Origin of the sequence: Capnocytophaga sp. oral taxon 903 (assembly GCF_013394785.1) — a bacterium.
GTDB classification, from domain to species: domain Bacteria; phylum Bacteroidota; class Bacteroidia; order Flavobacteriales; family Flavobacteriaceae; genus Capnocytophaga; species Capnocytophaga ochracea.
The window spans coordinates 1,974,328-1,994,445 of record NZ_JABXYW010000002.1; the positions used below are offsets into that span (position 1 = coordinate 1,974,328).

The following is a 20,118-nucleotide window of genomic DNA, read 5'->3' on the forward strand; positions in this document are numbered from 1 at the left end:
ACGAACAATGAACGAACAATGAACGAACAATGAACGAACAATGAACGAACAATGAACGAACAATGAACGAACAATGAACGAAGAAAAGATGAAGGAAAAGTGAAGGAAAAGTGAAGGAAAAGATGAATGACGAATGACGAAAGCCCCCGAACCCCCGAAGGGGGACAAGCTTTAAAGAGAAATTAGTGAAGACTATCAATCTGAAAAACAAGACCTATTTGAAGAGAAAGCGAAGCTAAAGTAAACCTAAAACGAACAAATAACGGTAGGAGCCGCAAGGGTGGATAAAGAATAAATGAACAAAAAGCGAATTTAAAGTAAATGAAATTGCGATTTTCTATGGCTTTATAGAAAAGATATTTGCTTATACTGATTTGCGATAGGAGCGCCACCAACGTTCGGGGATAGTGCCACTAATGGCTTCTTCGTAGTCTTGAGGTAGACAAGGAATAAGTCCGGAGGGTATGTGGTTTTGAGGTCCGGAGTATTTATCGCCTCCGGGTTTCATCCACCAGCGTTCGGTTTGTGTACTTTTGAAGAACTCTATTTGGATATCTTCAATGGGTACGATGTATTTAGTGTAATTCTCGTCGTTTATCACAGGTAGTTCTTTGATACGGAAGTTAAATCCTTCGTAGAAATACCAAAGCATTTCGGCGAGTAGCTGACTTGCCAAATCGGTATTGGGGATATCGAAAATACCTGCCACTTGCACATTACTACTGATACCTGCATAACGCGTGATAGCACATATTTCCCTACTATTGAAGCCGTTTACATTACCTTCTGTTAACATATCTTTTGCCTGCACACAGGTCATATCGACGCTTACGATATCGGCATCACGCATTGCGGGCTCGATAATCTTCAAATCATTCACTATATTGCCCAAGCGGTGTACCTCAAAACACATTTTTTCGAGCAAATCGAGCTCTTCTTGAGCTACGTAATAAGACTGATAGCCGAGATTGGTAAAATCGAGTAAATTCACGGGAGGTTCTGAAATGAGTTTACTCATATAGGAGCTTTCTACAAAGAGTTCTTCGGTATCGCCGAAATCGAACTTAGCATCTACACACACTACATTCACCATTTGTTCGAGACTATCGAAAGCACGGTAGAGGGAATAAGTAAAGTCTTGCGAACCGCCCAGCACCACAGGGATAACGTCTTGCTTAATAAGCTCGGCTACAATTTCTTTGATAGCAAAATGAGTATCGTCGTCGGTTTCGCCTAAGGGCAAGTTACCCAAATCGGCAATGGCAAAATTCCAATTTCCCATAAAGAGAGAATACAGATGCTGACGAAAGCGATAGAATGACTGTTCTTCTGTTTCGATACAGAAAAAGGCAATTTTCACGTCGGTAAGGTCAGGTAAACCAATGGAGGGGAGGTGTTTATGGAGTTGGAAACCTACTTGTTGTGGCTTGTAATCGTCTAAGGTAAAAGCTTCATCAACGGGTTGTAAATAGGATAGTGACATAATTTTTCTTATTAATAAACGGCAAAGGTAGGAGATAATTAGCAAATTAGCAAATTTGAGGATTAGCAAATTATTTGTGGTTCTTCACTTGTAGTTCGTAATTATTTATTATTTTTGCAAAAAATTAAGACCTCTATTAGGCTCTTTATATTTAAAGATAAAAAAGGATTCACTTTAAAATGAAGATATTACATATAGACAGAAACCACCCCTTGATGCTTTCACAACTCGCAGCACAGGGTTTTGAAAATTACGAAGACTATACAAGCTCTAAAGAGTCTATTGAGGCTAAAATAGCTGATTACGATGGAATTATTATACGCAGTCGTTTTACCATAGACAGAACATTTTTAGACAAGGCTACTCGATTGAAATTCATAGGCAGAGTAGGTGCAGGGCTTGAAAATATAGATGTAGCTTATGCTGAAAGTAAAGGCATAACACTCATCGCAGCCCCTGAAGGCAATAGAAATGCAGTAGGCGAACACGCACTCGGTATGCTTTTGGCATTGCTAAACAAGTTTAAGAAAGCCAATAACGAAATTAAAAACGGCAAATGGTTGCGTGAGGAGAACAGAGGTTGGGAGCTCGACGGCAAGACGGTAGGTATCATAGGCTACGGCAATATGGGAAAGAGTTTTGCTAAGAAATTGCGCGGTTTTGACTGTAGTGTGATTTGCTACGATATACTCCCCAACAAAGGTGACGAGAATGCCAAGCAAGTAACCTTAGTAGATTTTTTTCGTCAGGCAGATGTAGTGAGCTTGCACACACCTCAAACCCCACAAACTATAGGTATGGTGAATGAAGTGTTTATCAATAGTTTTGCTAAGAGTTTTTGGTTCTTAAACACCGCACGTGGGAAGAGCGTAGTTACCGATGATTTGGTACACGCCTTGCAAAACGGGAAAGTATTAGGGGCAGGTTTAGACGTGTTAGAATATGAAAAGGCATCGTTTGAAGACTTCTTTAGCGACGAACAAATGCCCGAATCGTTTAAATACCTATTGGAAGCGGATAATGTGATTCTCACTCCTCATATTGCAGGCTGGACTTTAGAAAGTAAAGAAAAGCTTGCACAGATAATAGTAGACAAGATAATTAGCAAATTTGGAAAATTAGCAAATTGACAAATCAACAAATTAAATAGAAATGAAAAAGAATTATTTACTCATTGGAGTAGTAGCTTTACTGCTCGGCAGTTGCTGTGCTACTAAAAACATTACCACAACGCAAACTACTACGCAAGAAAGTGCTCTCATTGCCAACGGCAAATTGTGGTCGTCTTACTTTCAGCAAAACGCTGCTGAATACGAAGCTTTGTGTTTGCAAGCCTTCAACGTGGCACAATTGCGATTGGACGAAGCCCTCGCTAAAAAGGGCGATAAACCGCTGGCAATTGTTACCGATATAGATGAAACCTTTTTGGATAATTCGCCCTTTGAAGCCTATTGTGCGAAACAGGGTATTAGTTATTCACAAAAAGCGTGGGAAGAATGGACAGTTTTAGGTGATGCCAAACCGCTAACAGGCGCGTTAGAGTTCTTTAAATACGCCGATAGCAAGGGAGTAGCTATTTTTTATGTGACTAATCGTCGTGACAACGAACGTGAAGGTACGACTAAGAACTTGCGCAAGTACAATTTTCCTTTGCCTTCAGACAATCGGCTTATCTTGCGTTCTGCTGAGAAGAGTAAAGAAAACCGTCGATTACAAATTGCAAAAGACTACGACATCGTGCTCTTAATGGGCGACAACCTTTCCGACTTTTCCAAAGATTTCGATGGTGGTACTCCAAAAGAACGTTCAGAGGCAGTACATAAGAACAAAACAGAGTTTGGCAAGCGTTTTATTGTGCTCCCTAACTATTCTTACGGCGATTGGGAAGGAGCTGCTTATGGTCATAAATACTCCATTCCAGAAGCCGAGAAAGAAGCGATTATTAAGAATAATACAAAGGCATTTAAATAGGTAAGAGGTAAAGCTAGGGTTCTGGAATTGGCGTGTATGTGAATAAGAGACAAAAATATTGTCAATTGAAAATTAATTTCTATCTTTGCAAAAAATTAAGCACTATATGCCTAAGAACACTGTTACGCCCTATCAAGATTCAGCACAGGGTAAAAAAGAACAAGTTACCCAAATGTTTAACACTATCTCAGATACTTATGATGGTTTGAACCGTGTGATTTCGTGGGGCTCAGATGTAAAATGGCGTAAATTTGTAGTACAAAAAGTAGCAGAGATACACCCTACTACGGTGCTTGATGTAGCTACGGGCACAGCCGATTTAGCAATTGCTCTTACTACTATTCCAAATGTAAGGATTACAGGATTAGATATCTCAGAAGGAATGTTGGAAGTAGGGCGCGAAAAGATAACTAAGAAAAAACTTACTGACCGTATTAATTTAGTACACGGAGACAGTGAGCAACTACCTTTTGCTGATGCTACTTTCGATGCTGTAACGGTAGGCTTTGGAGTACGCAACTTTGAAGATTTAGAAAAGGGACTAAGTGAAATTCTCAGAGTGCTGAAACCTAAGGGGCGCTTGGTGGTATTAGAGACTTCTGTACCCGAAAAATTCCCTTTCAAACAAGGGTATCATCTATATACAAATTATATGATGCCCCTCATTGGAAAGCTCTTTTCTAAAGACAGGTCAGCTTATCGATATTTATCTGATTCGGCTATCCATTTTCCTTACGGGAAGAAGTTTCAAGAGATATTAGATAGAGTAGGTTATCAGAAAACTGAATATTATCCTAAAACCTTAGGAGGAGTAGTCACCATTTACATAGCTAATAAATAGAACTTTAACAATAAAAAATGAATAAGAAAACATTTAAAAAGAGTCTTATAGGGTTGTTCTTATTTTTAGGAGCATTGAATTTGTATGGGCAAATCAAAGAGCCTATTATGAACTTAGAACATTTTGATGACAAACGCTTTCAATGGGGATACTATTTTGGTACCAATGTGTTTGACTTCAAAATAGATTACCGCGACTTAAATTATCGCACAGCTAATCTGCGAGAAATACAAACTGACCGTAAATTAGGTTTTAACGTAGGTCTTACAGGCTCTGTACGATTAGTGAAATATCTCGATTTGCGAATTGAGCCAGGTTTGGTGTACAACAAGCGTATTCTTATCTTCCCTGGATTCTCCGATTCGAGAGATTCGATGCGCGATGTTCCTTCTACTTATATTTATATTCCATTATTGCTAAAGTATAGTGCTAAGCGTTGGTATAACGTAAAACCCTACGTAACGGCAGGAGCTTCGATGGTGTTTAACTTGAGTAGTAATGCAAATCTAAATGTTGATAACTCCGAAAAGACTTTCCGTGCTACAAGAAATGTTTTCTTCTATGAATTAGGTTTAGGTATTGACTTCTACACTCCTTATTTTAGAGTCTCTCCTTCTCTGAGAGCCTTATTTTCAGTTAATAATGAGTTGATACCCGATAATAATCCCAATAGCCCTTGGACAAGTAACCTTAATGGTTTAAAGAGCCGTGGGTTCTTATTAAATCTAAACTTCGAATAATATGAAGAAACTAATCCTTATAGTAGTTTTTTTGATAAGTCTTGCGTCTTATGCGCAGAACTTTAGCTACCCTATGGCAAGTCCACGTCAGGTAATCACTCAACAGTTTTCTGTGAGTCAAATCACAGTAGATTACGGTCGCCCAAGTGTGCGCGGGCGTAAAATATTTGGCGAATTAGTCCCCTATGGGAAGATTTGGCGTTTAGGAGCTAATCAAGCTACTAGTATTAGTTTTCTTCAGCCTGTGAAATTTGGAGGTAAATCGGTAAAGAAGGGCGATTATGCTATTTTTGTAACTCCTGAAGCTCACCAGTGGACGGTAGTTCTCAATTACGATGCCGATGCGTGGGGAGCTTATAGCTATGACCCTAATGAGAACGCTATTGAATTTACAGTGCCTGTTACTCAAACCAAAGATTTACAAGAAGCTTTAGAGTTCTCATTTGAGAACATTTCTAATGAAAAAGTAAATTTAGTAATTCGTTGGGAATATACTAAAGTGGAAATCCCTATTGAAATAGACAAAAAAGAAACTATTGATAAGATTATAGAGCAACTCAAAGAAGTAAAGCAATTTGAGAGAGACTTGGAAGGTAAAGACGATAAGAAATAATGGAAAGGAAACAAGTACGGAAATATAGTGTTTTTGCTATTTACATAGTTATTTGGCTTGTTTTTCGTACCTTCCCTACCGTTACAGAACATATTTATAGTAAAGGTATCTACCCGTATATAGCTAAAGTGTTGCACTTTTTATTCGGGTGGATACCTTTTTCTATGGGTGATATTCTATACACGTTGTTCATTATAGGTATATTTTTTGTCGTAGTAAAACACTTCAAAAAGTTATGGCAAGACCCCTTAAAAATCTTAGATAAAATATTTTCAAAAATAATACGTATTGCCTTTGCGTTTTTCTTCCTTTGGGGGTTCAACTATTTTAGGGTACCTTTATCGGAATCTTTGCACATTTCTAAAGAATATACCCAAGCCCAACTGCTGAAAGCTACACAAACGTGTATTGACAGAGCCAACACAATCCATTCCCGATTGGCAACCAATGATACTACTAAAGTAGACTTTTGGCTTTCACAAAAAGAAATATATCGCATTGCTTATAACGGCTATCCTTTGGGGAAACAAGGTGTTACAGACTTTAAAGCAATGAAAAGTGTAAAACCTTCTCTTTACAGTAAATTGCTTACCTATATGGGATATAGTGGGTATTTGAATCCGTTTACTAATGAAGCCCAAGTAAACAGAAAGATGATAGGTTATAGTGTGCCTATTACTGTTTGCCACGAGATAGCACATCAAATGGGGTATGGTGCCGAAGAAGAAGCAAATTATTTAGGGTATTTGGTAGCTCTAAAAACTGATAATCCTTATTTTAAATACAGTGCAGAACTCTTTGCCTTGCGCTATTTCCTCAATGAAGTAGCTCAAGTAGCCCCTACTGAATATGAAAGCCTTCACTCTCAAATTCACAAAGGTATCTTTGAAAACTATAAAGAAGTGCGTTTGTTTTGGCAACAATATGAGAACAAAGCTGAGCCTGTTTTTAAAGCAAGCTACGATGCGTTCTTGAAAGCAAACAAACAATCACAAGGTATCAATAGTTATGATTTAGTGGTGGGATTACTAATTCCTCATTATGCTGGAAATTAGGAATTAGAACTAACCGTTAATTATTGACCTTTAATCATTAATTACAGAAATTTGTTAAGTTCCATTAGTAAAACTTCACTGTCTTGAAAGCCTTCTCCCCGCCAAATAAGATTCATATTATTAAAGATAATAACAGTAGGCAAGGCACTTATCTTCAATGCCTTACTTAATTCTTTATTCTTGTTAATGTCTACTTTCACAACCTTTACTCTATCTTTCAAAATAGTAACTACTTCGCGTAATACAGCATTCATATGTAGTGAAACTTCAATACCTTCAGAATAAAAACAAATGAGCACAGGTGTATTTACATTGATGATATCACCAAATTTCTCCATAATTTTATGTTTAAAATAATGGCACAAAAATACAAAGTTTTTTTTAATTACAAATAGAAATAAACAAAATATATTATTTTTTATTTTTAAAAAGCTATTAACGCTATCTTATCTTCCTCTTCTCTTTAGCATTCCTTCGTCTTTTGTTCGTTGTAGAGCCACTGTAGAGCCACTGTAGAGCCACTGTAGACCCATTCATTGTTCGTTCTTCCTATAAGATTCGTATAAGCTAAGTATAAGATTGCTTCAAACAAAAACTGTCTTTCTTTGTTGTTTATAGATTCGTTTTTCTATCGTCAGTAAAGTTTCTATTTTTTGGAATTCGTGGAAGATTAAAAAAAACAGCGAAACTACCTATTTGTAATTGCTTGTCGTGCTAAGAATTTCTGTAGTGTAAGTCATACTATCTCTTATGTCGAACTCATATTAAAATTAAAAAATATCTAAAAAAATTTGGTAGTAACAAATATTCTTTCTACTTTTGCCATTATTACTCCGCAAAGGGGTAAGTTTTGTCATTTAAAATATATAAAAATATGAAGTTTATAGTATCAAGTTCTTACTTATTAAAGAAGTTACAAGTATTTGGCGGTGTAATCAATAACAACAATACAATGCCTATACTCGATAACTTTTTGTTTGAACTGTCTACCAATTCTTTAACTATCTCTGCTTCCGATTTGGAAACTACTGTAAGAGGTACTTTGGAAGTAGAATCAGATTCAGAAGGGAGCATAGCAGTATCAGCTAAATTATTGACAGATATTCTTAAAACCTTTTCAGAACAACCCCTTACCTTTTTGGTAAAAGAGAATAATGTAATAGAAATTAGCTCTACTACCGGTAATTATACCTTAGCTTATTTAGATGGAGAGGAGTTCCCTCGCCCTGTAGCTTTGCCTGAAGCAAGCAAAGTAACGATGATAGGTGATGTATTAGCAACTGCCGTGCAAAAGACTATCTTCGCAGCAGGAAATGACGATTTACGTCCTACAATGAGCGGTATTTTATTCCAATTCAGTGAAAACGGACTTACCTTTGTAGGTACTGACGCTCATAAATTAGTGAAATACGAACGCTTAGACATCAAAGCTAATGAAGCGGCTGATTTCATTATGCCTAAAAAACCGTTGAACATTCTCAAAGGTATTTTAGCAGGTAGCGAAACAGAAGTAACAATAGAATACAACGAGAGCAATGCAAAATTCTCTTTTGACGATATGGAATTCATCTGCCGCCTTATAGATGGTAAATATCCTAATTACGATGCGGTAATTCCTAAAGAAAATCCTAACAAACTTATCTTAAATCGTTCGCAATTCTATAGTTCTATTAACCGTTTGTCGTTGTTTTCAAATAAAACCACCCACCAAGTGCGCTTGAAAATAGCTGGTTCTAGCTTGGTAATTTCAGCTGAGGACGTAGATTATAGCAACAAAGGTGAGGAGCGTTTCACTTGCAACTATCAGGGAGACGATTTAGAAATAGGCTTCAACTCTAAGTTCTTGAAAGAGATGATTAATAACTTAGACTCTGATGAAATCTTGATAGAAATGTCGTTGCCAAATCGCGCCGGACTTATCACGCCTGTTGATGGACTTGATGAGGGAGAGAAAGTACTAATGTTGGCAATGCCAATTATGCTTAACACAAATCAATAAATAAAGAATTTTTCATTTTTAAAATGAAACGCCTTATGAGTCTTTTTAAGGCGTTTCTTTTTTTAAGAGAGAAATCACAATGTTTATCATTCAAAAAATAACTATCTATGAAGTCCATTTTAGAAAGAATAAAGCCTTTTACTTATATAGCTGCCTTATACCTAATCGTATCATTTGTGATGCGCATCGTTTTTATGGTGCACCCTATCACTACTACCACATTTTCGGTGTGGAGTGTGTTTAAGATGCTTTTCATAGGCTTACTATCCGATGCTTTTGTGATAGTATTGGCAAGTAGTATTTTAATGCTTTATTTCCTCTTTATCGCCAATGTGAAGTACAAAAAACCTTACGGAGGCATTATTTTAGGAGCATTTATCCTCATACTACTCTATATACAGTTTTATCCTAACAATATATTTGCTCAATACGGAGGTGTGATTCCCGAAATCGCATTAGCTTTCTTCGGCTTTAAAACGCTGTGTTTTGCCTTGTTACTCTTTTTGCCTAAGTACAGAGCCCAACTGCGCAATGCATTGTATTTTATTACGTTGGCTATCTATGTATTTGCCATAGTAATGAATGCAGTAAGCGAATATTTCTTTTGGAATGAATTTGGTATTCGCTATAACTTTATTGCAGTAGACTACCTTATTTACACCAATGAAGTGATAGGTAATATAATGGAGAGCTACCCTATAGTACCTTTGTTTTCAGGAGTGTTTGTAGTAGTTTTGGCTATTACTATTTATTTATTTATCAAGACTAAGAGTGCGCTCAAAACAATACCTACCCTCTTTGAAAAAATGGTTATAGTAGTGCCCTATTTGCTGTTAGTGCTTATAGGAATGTGGAGATTACCCCAGCTTGATGCTATGACTGCCGAAAATACTTTTGCTCAAGAAATACAAAGCAATGGTGTTTACAAGTTTTATTACGCTTTTACTCATAGTGAGTTAGATTTCTTTCAGTTTTATCCTACCTTGCCAGAGAAAGAGGCTGAAAGCATTGTGCTCAAACAACTAAATGCTCCTGCCCTCGAACGCCAGATTGTAGGCGATACTACCGAAGTGCACCGTAATGTAGTACTCATTTCAATAGAAAGTCTTTCGGCGGAATACCTTACAATGTATGGTAATACTGATAACCGCACACCTTTTTTAGATAGCTTAGCCAATAACAGTCTGTTTTTTACTAATTTGTATGCTACGGGTAACCGCACTGTGAGAGGATTGGAAGCCTTAACTCTTTGTATACCACCTACTCCAGGGGAAAGCGTGGTGAAGCGCAAAGACAATAAAGATAAGTTTACCACAGGTAGCGTGTTCAAAAGTAAAGGTTATGATGTGAAATATCTCTATGGAGGCGATAGTTATTTTGATAATATGAAGGATTTCTTCACAGGTAATGGCTACGATATTGTAGATAGCAAGAGCTTTACACCCGAAGAAGTTACTTTCTCTAATATTTGGGGCGTTTGCGATGAAGATATGGCAAACAAAGCTATAAAGGTGATGAATGAACAAGCTAAAGCTGGAAAACCGTTCTTCAATCACTGGATGACCGTGAGCAATCACCGCCCTTTTACTTATCCTGAAGGTAAAATTGATATTCCTCCTACTGAGAAACGACGTGCAGGTGGAGTAAAATATACCGATTATGCGCTCAAACGATTCTTTGAGATGGCAAAACAACAAGATTGGTACAAAAATACTCTTTTTGTGATTGTAGCCGATCACTGTGCATCGAGTGCAGGTAGTACCGAATTGCCTTTAGATGGTTATCGCATTCCTTGTTTTATTGTTGCCGATTTTATCACTCCTAAGAAAATAGATATAATGGTATCACAAATAGATGTGATGCCTACCGTTTTTGGTTTGCTAAATTTCAATTATACCTCTAAGTTCATAGGGCAAGATGTACTAAAAGAAGGCTATCAGCCACGCGCTTATATTGCTACTTATCAGGATTTAGGTTACTTAACCCCTGATAAACTCACTATTATATCACCTTTGAGAAAAACCACTCAATACAGTTTGCACAAAGAAACAGAACAACCCTCACAAGAGTATCCCTTGTTTTATGAGCAAATAAAAGAAAATAATGTGAATAAGGAACAAGCCGATGCTTGTATTGGTACTTATCAAGCTACTGCCGAGTGGTTAAAAAACAAACAGTTCAATGCGCTCAAGAAATAAGCTAAAAATTATCAACGACCCTATTTATGGGTTTATCCATATCCCCAGCACTTTAGTGTTCGACATTATTGAGCACCCCTATTTTCAGCGGCTCAGGCGTATCAATCAAATGGGACTTTCGTATTTGGTATTTCCAGGGGCTAAACACACTCGTTTTGAGCACGTATTGGGGTGTGTGTTCTTGATGCAGAAAACAGTAGAGATGCTCCGTTTCAAGGGAATACAAATCTCTGAAAAAGAAGCTGAAGGACTCTATATTGCCATATTGTTGCACGACATAGGGCACGGACCTTTTTCTCACGCAATGGAACACAGCATTGTCGAAGGTATTTCGCACGAGGAGATCTCCCTGCGTTTTATGCAAGAACTTAACAAGGTTTTCAATAGCAAATTAGATACCGCTATAGCAATATTTCAAGGCACTTATCCTCGTAAGTTTATGCACCAACTCATCTCTGGTCAGTTAGATATGGACAGAGCCGATTACTTAAAACGCGATAGCTTTTACACAGGAGTAGCCGAGGGGAATATCAATTCAGAACGCCTTATTTCAATGCTTAATGTTCGCAACGACGAATTAGTAGTCGAAGAAAAAGGCTTGTACTCAGTAGAGAAATTTTTGATAGCTCGTCGCTTAATGTATTGGCAAGTGTATCTGCACAAAACTAGCGTAGTAGCCGAGCAGATACTCATCAGGTTGCTCAATCGCGCCAAAGAGTTGGTGCAACAAGGGCAAGAACTGACTATGTCCACCGCTTTAGCTTTCTTTGTGAAAAACAAGATATCCAAAAATAATTTCTCACAAGAAGTACTTGAGATGTTTGCTCGTTTAGACGATACCGATATTATTTCAGCAATGAAAGAATGGCAGTTCCACCCCGATGTAGTCCTTTCTAAACTCAGCAAAATGTTGCTCAATCGCGATTTGCTAAAAATAAAAGTCCGCTTAAACGATTTTGAAGAACAGAAGATAAAGAGACTGCAGAAACTATCAGTTGCCAAAGGAGTAGAAGAAAAGGATATTAAGTACTTTGTCTTTACAGGAGTGATGACTAACAGAGCATATAATCCAGGAAAGGAAATAATTAAGATTCTCACCAAAAATGGAAGAGTAGTAGATCTTACTAAAACCTCTGAAGCCATCAATTTAGAACCTCTTTCACAAGTAACCGAACGATACTATATTTGCTATCCAAAGTAAGGTAGAAAAGGAGGGAGTAAAATTACCCAATAGAGAAAAAAAAATAGTAAAAAGAGTGCTATATGAAATAATTTTTATATTTTTGTTGCGAAAAACAACCTTTTTTTAAGACAAAAACATATAAATATTGCTTTATATCGTTTTGATTATAAACTAATTAAATGAAATTTACAGCATTACAAATAGCCAATGTACTCGGCGGTGAAGTAGAAGGAAATCCCCAAATTGAAGTCTATAAACTTTCAAAAATTGAAGAGGGAAGTGAAGGGAGTATATCTTTTTTGGCAAACCCTAAATACAAACATTTCATTTATACTACTCAAGCATCTATAGTGATTGTAAATAAGGACTTTGAGGCTGAAGATAAAATATCAGCAACTTTAGTGAGAGTGGACGATGCTTATGCCGCTTTTACTAAACTCTTAGAATTTTACAATCAAGTGAAAATGAATAAAGTAGGTATAGAACAACCTTCGTTTATCGCTTCATCTGCTAAAATAGGACAAAATGTATATATAGGAGCTTTTGTGTATATTGGCGAAAATGTAGTGATAAGCGATAATGTGAAAATCTATCCTAACACTTACATAGGTGATAACTCATCAGTAGGTGAGGGGACTACTATTTTTGCAGGCTGTAAAATATATTCCGAAACTGTCATAGGCAAAAATTGTATGCTCCACAGTGGAGTAGTATTAGGTGCTGACGGATTTGGCTTCCAGCCCAATGAAAAAGGAGAGTTCAGCAGAGTGCCACAGATAGGTAATGTCGTTATTGAAGATTCTGTAGATATAGGTGCAGAAACAGCTATAGATCGTGCAACTTTAGGTTCTACTATCATTCGTAAGGGAGTAAAGTTAGACAATCAAATACATATTGCCCACAATGTAGAAATAGGTAAAAATACAGTGATTGCTGCCCAAACAGGTATCGCTGGCTCAACTAAAGTAGGCGAAAATTGTATGATAGGTGGTCAAGTGGGAATCGTAGGTCACTTAGTAATAGGCAATCGCGTGAAAATACAAGCCCAAACAGGGGTAGGTCGCAACCTTAAAGACGACGAAGCGATACAAGGCTCTCCCGCTTTGGGGCACGCCGAATACAACAAAGCTTATGTCATTTTTAGAAAATTACCTAACTTGCTTAAACGCTTAGAAGAATTAGAAAAAAAATTAAAATAAATACACTATGGTAAAGCAAAATACTTTATCCAAAGAAATTACCTTAGAAGGTATTGGGTTACATACTGGTAAACAAGTAAAAATGGTGCTCAAACCTGCACCAGTAGGCAATGGTTTTACCTTTGTACGTACCGATTTAGAAGGAAACCCCGTTGTCGAAGCTGATGCTACCTATGTAGCAAGTACAGAACGTGGCACCGTTTTAGAGAAAAAGGGGGTGAAAATCCAAACCTGTGAGCACATCTTAGCAGCGCTCGTCGGTATGGATTTGGATAATGTGATTATTGAGCTCAACTCCTCCGAACCTCCCATTATGGATGGTTCTTCTAAATATTTTGTAGAAGCTATAGAAAAAGCGGGTATCACTCCTCAAGATGCAGAGCGTGATGAGTATATAGTAAAACAAGTAATTACTTACGTAAATGAAGAAACAGGCAGTGAGATTACTCTCATTCCTGCCGAGGAATACCAAGTGACTACAATGGTAGATTTTGGTACTAAGATTTTGGGCACTCAAAATGCTTATCTCAATAAACTTTCCGAATTTAAAACCGAAATAGCTGATGCTCGTACTTTTAGTTTCTTGCACGAGCTCGAAGCTTTACTTGATCACGGTTTGATTAAAGGAGGAGATTTGAATAATGCTATCGTATATGTAGATAAAGAAATTTCTGATAGTACGATGCAGAAACTTAAAAAGATTTTCAACAAAGATAATATTTCAGTGAAACCTAATGGAGTGCTTGATAATCTTACTTTGCATTACCCTAACGAAGCTGCTCGTCATAAACTATTGGATGTAATAGGCGATTTGGCATTGGTAGGCACACGCATTCGTGGTAAAGTAATTGCTACTAAACCTGGGCATTTCACCAATACTCAATTTGCTAAAAAACTTTCTAAGATTATAAAAAATGAACGTCGTAACAACGTTCCTTCTATAGATATCAATCAACCGCCGTTACTCAATACTGTTGATATAATGAAGTTGTTACCTCACCGTCCGCCATTCTTGTTGGTAGATAAAATCTTTGAACTTTCTGACAAACACGTCGTAGGTTTAAAGAATGTAACAATGGATGAACCTTTCTTTGTAGGGCATTTCCCCGGAGCTCCTGTAATGCCTGGAGTGCTCCAAATAGAAGCAATGGCACAAACAGGAGGTGTATTGATACTTAGTACCGTACCTGACCCTGAAAATTATCTCACTTACTTTATGAAAATAGACAATGTGAAGTTCAAGGTACAAGTAGTGCCAGGGGATACTCTTATATTCAAGTTAGAATTACTAACGCCTATTCGCCGTGGTATTTGCCATATGCAAGCTTACGCTTATGTGAACGGGAAGTTGGCTACTGAAGCTGAGTTAATGGCTCAAATTGTTAAAGTAAAATAAAAGTATATGATTCAACCTTTGGCTTATGTCCACTCCGATGCCAAAATCGCTAAAAATGTAGTGATAGAGCCTTTTACTACTATCAGTAAAAATGTAGAAATAGGTGAGGGCACTTGGATAGGACCTAACGTAACCATTATGGAGGGAGCGCGTATTGGGAAGAACTGCAAAATTTTTCCTGGAGCTGTAATTTCAGCCATTCCACAAGACCTCAAGTATAAAGGTGAAGAAACCACTACTCACATAGGCAATAATACTACTATCAGAGAGTGTGTAACCATCAATAAAGGTACCGTTGACCGTATGAGAACTGTAGTAGGCAACAATTGCTTGATAATGGCTTACTCTCATATCGCTCACGATTGTATTGTGGGGGACAACTGTATTTTCTCTAATGGTACTACTCTTGCAGGACACGTAACTGTAGGTGATTGTGCTGTGATGGCAGGAATGACTGCTGTTTATCAGTTTTGTTCTATTGGGAGTTATGCTTTTGTAACAGGAGGTTCGCTCGTAGGTAAAGATGTTCCTCCTTATGTAAAGGCCGCACGCAATCCACTTTCTTATGTAGGAGTGAATTCTATAGGGTTACATCGTCGTGGATTTACTACTGAGAAAATACGTGAGATACAAGATATTTACCGTGTACTTTTCCAAAAGAAACTCAGTACTTCTCACGCTTTGGACTATATAGAAGCTGAAATGGAAGCCACTGTAGAACGCGATGAGATATTGCAATTCGTGCGTCGCTCACAGCACGGTATTATGAAAGGCTATCACGGTGAATTAATAAAAGAGTAAGAACTTAAAACTAAAAACAAATAATTAAAATAGAATAAATGGCAACAACCGCAGACATTAAAAAAGGATTGTGCATTCGCTTCAATCACGATATCTACAAAATTATTGAATTTCTACACGTAAAACCAGGGAAAGGTCCTGCTTTTGTACGTACTAAACTCAAAAGTGTTACCACAGGTAAAATACTCGACAATACTTTCTCTGCTGGTCACAAAATTGAAGATGTACGTGTCGAAACTCGTTCTTTCCAATATTTGTATGCCGAAGGCGATGAGTTCGTATTTATGAACAATGACGACTTCAACCAAGTACACATCCGTAAAGATATGCTCGATTACCCCGATTTACTTAAAGAAGGTGAAACCGTGATGGTAATCTTCAATGCCGAAGACGAAACACCGCTTTCAGTTGAAATGCCTGCTAACGTTATCCTTACTGTTACACACGTAGAACCAGGAGTAAAAGGTAATACAGCTACTAATGCTACTAAACCTGCTACTGTAGAAACAGGAGCTATTGTGAATGTACCTCTTTTCATCAACGAAGGTGACCGCATTAAGGTAGAAACTGAAAAAGGTACTTATGTCGAAAGAATGAAAGACTAATTATGCGTTTCTCACAGCCTTATACCCTTAAACAAATAGCTACTATCATCAATGCGAAATACGTAGGTGCAGAAGGTTTTCCAGTACTTGGAATGAACGAAATTCACGTCGTACAAGCTGGTGATATAGTTTTTGTAGATCATCCTAAGTATTACGAAAAAGCATTACATTCTAAGGCTACTATTGTACTGATTAATAAAGAAGTCGAGTGCCCTGAAGGGAAAGCCCTTTTAATATCCGAAGACCCCTTTCGCGATTTCAATAAACTTACTGACTTTTTTAAACCTTTTCAAAAAGCAACTGCACTTATAGCCCCTTCAGCTCGTATAGGTGAAAATACAGTAGTGCAACCAGGTACTTTTTTGGGTAACAATGTAGTAATAGGTAACAACTGCCGGATTCATTCTAATGTGAGTATCTACGACGATTGTGTGATAGGTGATAACGTAACTATTCACGCCGGCACAGTGCTCGGAGCAGATGCTTTTTATTACAAAAAACGTCCCGGAGTTTTTGATAAACTCAAGTCAGGCGGTCGTGTAGTAATTGAGGATAATGTGGATTTGGGTGCCCTTTGTACCATTGATAGAGGAGTAACAGGTGATACCACTATCAAAAAAGGAACTAAGATAGACAATCAAGTGCATATAGGTCACGATACAGTAGTGGGAGAGAAGTGCCTCATTGCTTCACAAACAGGAATTGCTGGTTGTGTGGTAATAGAAAATGAAGTAACTATTTGGGGACAAGTAGGAATAACCAGCGGTATCACCATAGGTGAAAAAGCAGTGATTTTAGCTCAAAGTGGTATTTCTAAATCGTTGGAGGGCGGACAAACTTATTTTGGTTATCCTGCTGGGGAAGCCCGTGAGAAATATAAAGAAATGAGTGCACTCAAACAGCTTATCAATTGTAAATAAGTAATTTTATAGTTATACAATTAAGGAACTGCCTTTTTAGGTAGTTCCTTTCGTTTTTTATCACTTTACCTTCGCTCAGGCCTCTTTTTTCTCTTAGTTCTTAACTACTAATTTTCAACTTTTTATATAGCTATTGTATACCAATCGTCCAAGATTCGTTCAAGCTTCCTATAAGCTTTGTATAAGCTAACTATATTCCTCCAGAAGCTATTTTTTAATTTTGGACTAAAAAACATCTTCCGAATCTTTTTGTTTCCTTCCGAATTCTCAGCTCTCTTCATTAGTTAATTGAAGAATTTGCTAATTTGTTAATTACTCACTACCTTTGCCCCCAATTATGATAGTACGCAGATTCATCTCTTTCCTATATTCTACCAGGCTGATGGCAATTCTCTTCATTGCTTTTGCTATAGCTATGGCAATAGGAACTCTTGTAGAAAACGACTGCGATACCGATACCGCCTGTATTTGGGTGTATAACACTTGGTGGTTTGAGGCGATAATGGTACTTTTTGTTGTGAATTTTATAGGGAATATCTCCCGCTACCGATTACTCAAAAAAGAGAATTGGGCAGTGCTTGTACTGCACCTTTCGTGGGTGTTTATCATCATAGGGGCTGGGGTTACGCGCTACTTTGGTAATGAGGGTATGATTTCTCTACGCGAAGGAGAAACTACAAATACTTACCTCTCCGACCGCACTTATATCACCGCAATGGTAGATGGCAACTATCAAGGAGCTCCCTTGCGCAAAAAGAAACAAAAAGAGGTGCTTTTCTCACCTTATACCTCTAATCATTACAAGTGGTTGTCCGATTTTAAAGGCAAACCTTTTAGTATTACCTATAAATCGTTTAAACGTATAGGTGAGGGAATGAATGCCTTGGTATTGGAAGTTGTTTCAGGTAATCAGCGCAAAGAAGTAACAGTAATGGGCAAACGCGGTGTGCAACACCCTCCTACCACTATAGATTTGAACGGCTTGCAGTTTCACCTAAGCTATGGAGCACGCGAAGAAAAATTGCCTTTTAGTCTTACCCTCAACGATTTTATAGCCGAAAAATACCCTGGTACCGAGAATAGTTATGCTTCCTTTAAAAGTAAAGTAACCGTGAGTGAGGGAGGAAAGACTTTTCCTTATGATATTGAGATGAACCATATTCTCAATTATCAAGGTTATCGTTTATTCCAATCTTCTTTTCACCCCGATGAACAAGGTACTATACTATCGGTAAACTACGACTTTTGGGGTACCCTCATCACTTACATAGGTTATATACTGCTCTTCGGTAGTATGTTGGCATTTATGTTTGTAGGCAAATCCCGATTTAGGAAACTCAATCAGCAACTTAAAGACCTCCAAGCCAAAAGGGTTGCAATAGTTTTAGCATTATGTTTTGGCTCTTTGGCTACTGCCCAAACTCCTATGGTAGTACCCAACAAAGCGCACGCTGAAAAATTTGGTGCTATGCTCATTCAAGATGATGGGCGCTTTAAACCTGTGAATACCTTCTCTTCAGAACTCTTGCGCAAACTTAGTAAACACGATACTTATAAAGGGCTCACTTCCGATCAAGTCTTGCTTTCTATGCTCCTCAGTCCACAAGCGTGGTATGAGTCGGACATTATCTATTTGAAGAAAGCTAATGACAGTTTACATCGTTTTTTGGGAGTCCCCAAAGGAACCAAATGGGTAAAACCCAAAGTTTTTTTTGATGCAAATGGACAGTATAAGCTCGCCCCTTTATTGAAAGATATTTACAACACAAATACTCCTAACCAATTTCAAAAAGATTTTAAGGAAGTAGACCAACGTATTGGCTTGCTCAACAGAGCGCTACAAGGTGATATTTTTAAGGTCTTCCCTGTGCCTAATGACCCTAATCATAAGTGGATTTCGCACTTAGATTACGTAAACGACACCCTCCAAATCACCGACCCACTGTATAAACAATTTGTAAAAAACGCACTGCCTGCTTACCTTATTTTGCTACAACAAGCCACTGAAACAGGCGATTATAGCAAAGCCGACAAGGTGCTCAACAATATCAAGCTACAACAAGAATTTTACTCGGCTGAGGTATTGCCCTCACCTGCCAAAGTACAAACTGAATTGTGGTACAACCGCATCAATATTTTTGAACAACTCTTTCAAGCGTATTTGTATCTTGGTACAGTGCTATTTATAGTGCTATTATGGCATATTTTTATACCAAAACAAATTTTTAGAAGACTTACCCAAATAGGTATAGCCTTGCTGTGGCTCTGTTTTATCCTGCATACTGTAGGACTTGTTGTACGTTGGTATCTTTCAGGTCACGCACCTTTTAGCGATGCTTATGAGAGTATGATATATGTAGGATGGTCGGCTATTGGGGTAGGACTTTTCTTTTCGCGACGTTCCCCCCTCACGGTTGCTGCCACCGCTTTTGTAACCGCTATGATACTGATGATCGCTCACTGGAATTGGATGGATCCTGCTATTGGTACCCTCCAACCCGTGCTCAATAGCTATTGGCTGATGCTACACGTTGCCGTGATTGTAGGTAGTTATGGACCTTTTGCCTTAGGAATGCTCTTAGGTGTAATCAACCTCCTACTGATGATAGTTACTACTCGCAAGAACGCTTATAAAATCAATCTCATACAACAAGAACTCACTATTGTAAACGAATTAGCTCTTACAGTGGGGCTCGTAATGCTCACCATAGGCAACTTTTTGGGTGGTATGTGGGCAAACGAAAGCTGGGGACGTTATTGGGGATGGGATCCTAAAGAAACTTGGGCATTGATTAGCATTATGGTTTACGCCTTGGTGATACACCTGCGCTTGATACCCCATTGGCGCGGACGATGGGCGTTCAACTTTATGAGCATTGTTGCCTTTGGCAGTATCCTAATGACTTATTTTGGTGTGAATTTCTACCTTACAGGTATGCACAGCTATGCCACAGGCGATAAAATTATCACCCCTGCTTTTGTGTATTATGCTGTGGGTATAGTACTGTTGTTAGGACTGGTATCGTATTTGAGAGTGAAAAATACATCACAAGTTTTACCAAAGTCTAATACTAATTCCTAATATCTAACTCCTAAATCGTTATTATTAATTGT

17 protein-coding genes are annotated in these 20,118 nt (G+C 37.8%); 15 read left to right on the forward strand and 2 right to left on the reverse strand.

The window, feature by feature from the left end; all coding sequences use genetic code 11:
- Positions 1 to 364: 364 nt before the first annotated feature.
- Positions 365 to 1,483 (reverse strand): formimidoylglutamase, encoded by a 1,119-nt coding sequence (locus HW279_RS08225; protein ID WP_178958618.1) that lies wholly within the window; start codon positions 1,481 to 1,483, stop codon positions 365 to 367.
- A 179-nt stretch (positions 1,484 to 1,662) separates the two neighbouring features.
- Here HW279_RS08225 and HW279_RS08230 point away from each other — a divergent pair, with 179 nt between their 5' ends.
- The 6 genes from HW279_RS08230 to HW279_RS08255 all read left to right on the forward strand — a co-directional run bounded on the left by HW279_RS08230 (position 1,663) and on the right by HW279_RS08255 (position 6,703).
- A complete protein-coding gene (locus tag HW279_RS08230; protein WP_178958619.1) occupies positions 1,663 to 2,613 on the forward strand; it encodes a 2-hydroxyacid dehydrogenase in 951 nt (316 codons plus the stop codon).
- 22 nt (positions 2,614 to 2,635) lie between these two features.
- Positions 2,636 to 3,454, forward strand: a complete 819-nt coding sequence (locus tag HW279_RS08235) for a 5'-nucleotidase, lipoprotein e(P4) family (RefSeq protein WP_009411356.1) — start codon at positions 2,636 to 2,638, stop codon at positions 3,452 to 3,454.
- Between the two features lie 106 nt (positions 3,455 to 3,560).
- Positions 3,561 to 4,295: a bifunctional demethylmenaquinone methyltransferase/2-methoxy-6-polyprenyl-1,4-benzoquinol methylase UbiE gene (gene ubiE, locus HW279_RS08240; protein ID WP_178958620.1), complete on the forward strand. Its 735-nt coding sequence runs from the start codon at positions 3,561 to 3,563 to the stop codon at positions 4,293 to 4,295.
- 17 nt (positions 4,296 to 4,312) lie between these two features.
- The gene (locus HW279_RS08245; RefSeq protein ID WP_009418404.1) at positions 4,313 to 5,035 is read left to right on the forward strand and encodes a porin family protein; all 723 of its coding nucleotides are present in this window, start codon (positions 4,313 to 4,315) and stop codon (positions 5,033 to 5,035) included.
- A 1-nt stretch (position 5,036) separates the two neighbouring features.
- Positions 5,037 to 5,648 carry a DUF2911 domain-containing protein gene (locus tag HW279_RS08250; RefSeq protein WP_002671558.1) on the forward strand — a complete coding sequence of 204 codons (612 nt, stop codon included), beginning with the start codon at positions 5,037 to 5,039 and terminating at the stop codon, positions 5,646 to 5,648.
- The gene (locus HW279_RS08255) at positions 5,648 to 6,703 is read left to right on the forward strand and encodes a DUF3810 domain-containing protein (RefSeq protein WP_178958621.1); all 1,056 of its coding nucleotides are present in this window, start codon (positions 5,648 to 5,650) and stop codon (positions 6,701 to 6,703) included. The genes HW279_RS08250 and HW279_RS08255 overlap by 1 nt, the downstream gene beginning before the upstream one ends.
- 41 nt (positions 6,704 to 6,744) lie before the next feature.
- Here the strand turns inward: HW279_RS08255 and HW279_RS08260 are convergent, their stop codons facing one another.
- Entirely contained in the window at positions 6,745 to 7,041 is a 297-nt protein-coding gene (locus HW279_RS08260) for a thioredoxin family protein (RefSeq protein WP_009418423.1), read from the reverse strand.
- Positions 7,042 to 7,577: 536 nt separating this feature from the next.
- Here HW279_RS08260 and dnaN point away from each other — a divergent pair.
- From dnaN to ccsA, 9 genes are all read left to right on the forward strand, one after another.
- Positions 7,578 to 8,702 (forward strand): DNA polymerase III subunit beta, encoded by a 1,125-nt coding sequence (dnaN, locus tag HW279_RS08265; protein WP_002671565.1) that lies wholly within the window; start codon positions 7,578 to 7,580, stop codon positions 8,700 to 8,702.
- 107 nt (positions 8,703 to 8,809) lie between these two features.
- Positions 8,810 to 10,900 (forward strand): LTA synthase family protein, encoded by a 2,091-nt coding sequence (locus HW279_RS08270; RefSeq protein ID WP_178958622.1) that lies wholly within the window; start codon positions 8,810 to 8,812, stop codon positions 10,898 to 10,900.
- Positions 10,884 to 12,101 carry an HD domain-containing protein gene (locus HW279_RS08275; RefSeq protein WP_178958623.1) on the forward strand — a complete coding sequence of 406 codons (1,218 nt, stop codon included), beginning with the start codon at positions 10,884 to 10,886 and terminating at the stop codon, positions 12,099 to 12,101. Before HW279_RS08270 ends, HW279_RS08275 begins: the two co-directional genes overlap by 17 nt.
- Before the next feature lie 161 nt (positions 12,102 to 12,262).
- On the forward strand, positions 12,263 to 13,282 hold the full coding sequence (gene lpxD / locus HW279_RS08280) for a UDP-3-O-(3-hydroxymyristoyl)glucosamine N-acyltransferase (protein WP_053580502.1): 1,020 nt from the start codon (positions 12,263 to 12,265) through the stop codon (positions 13,280 to 13,282).
- A gap of 7 nt (positions 13,283 to 13,289) precedes the next feature.
- The gene (locus HW279_RS08285) at positions 13,290 to 14,678 is read left to right on the forward strand and encodes a bifunctional UDP-3-O-[3-hydroxymyristoyl] N-acetylglucosamine deacetylase/3-hydroxyacyl-ACP dehydratase (RefSeq protein ID WP_009411366.1); all 1,389 of its coding nucleotides are present in this window, start codon (positions 13,290 to 13,292) and stop codon (positions 14,676 to 14,678) included.
- A 6-nt stretch (positions 14,679 to 14,684) separates the two neighbouring features.
- Positions 14,685 to 15,479 (forward strand): acyl-ACP--UDP-N-acetylglucosamine O-acyltransferase, encoded by a 795-nt coding sequence (gene lpxA, locus HW279_RS08290; RefSeq protein ID WP_009419333.1) that lies wholly within the window; start codon positions 14,685 to 14,687, stop codon positions 15,477 to 15,479.
- A gap of 38 nt (positions 15,480 to 15,517) precedes the next feature.
- The gene (gene efp, locus HW279_RS08295; RefSeq protein WP_002671577.1) at positions 15,518 to 16,084 is read left to right on the forward strand and encodes an elongation factor P; all 567 of its coding nucleotides are present in this window, start codon (positions 15,518 to 15,520) and stop codon (positions 16,082 to 16,084) included.
- Between the two features lie 2 nt (positions 16,085 to 16,086).
- On the forward strand, positions 16,087 to 17,004 hold the full coding sequence (locus HW279_RS08300; protein ID WP_178958624.1) for a UDP-3-O-(3-hydroxymyristoyl)glucosamine N-acyltransferase: 918 nt from the start codon (positions 16,087 to 16,089) through the stop codon (positions 17,002 to 17,004).
- A 337-nt stretch (positions 17,005 to 17,341) separates the two neighbouring features.
- A complete protein-coding gene (ccsA, locus tag HW279_RS08305; RefSeq protein WP_178958625.1) occupies positions 17,342 to 20,086 on the forward strand; it encodes a cytochrome c biogenesis protein CcsA in 2,745 nt (914 codons plus the stop codon).
- Positions 20,087 to 20,118 lie beyond the last annotated feature (32 nt).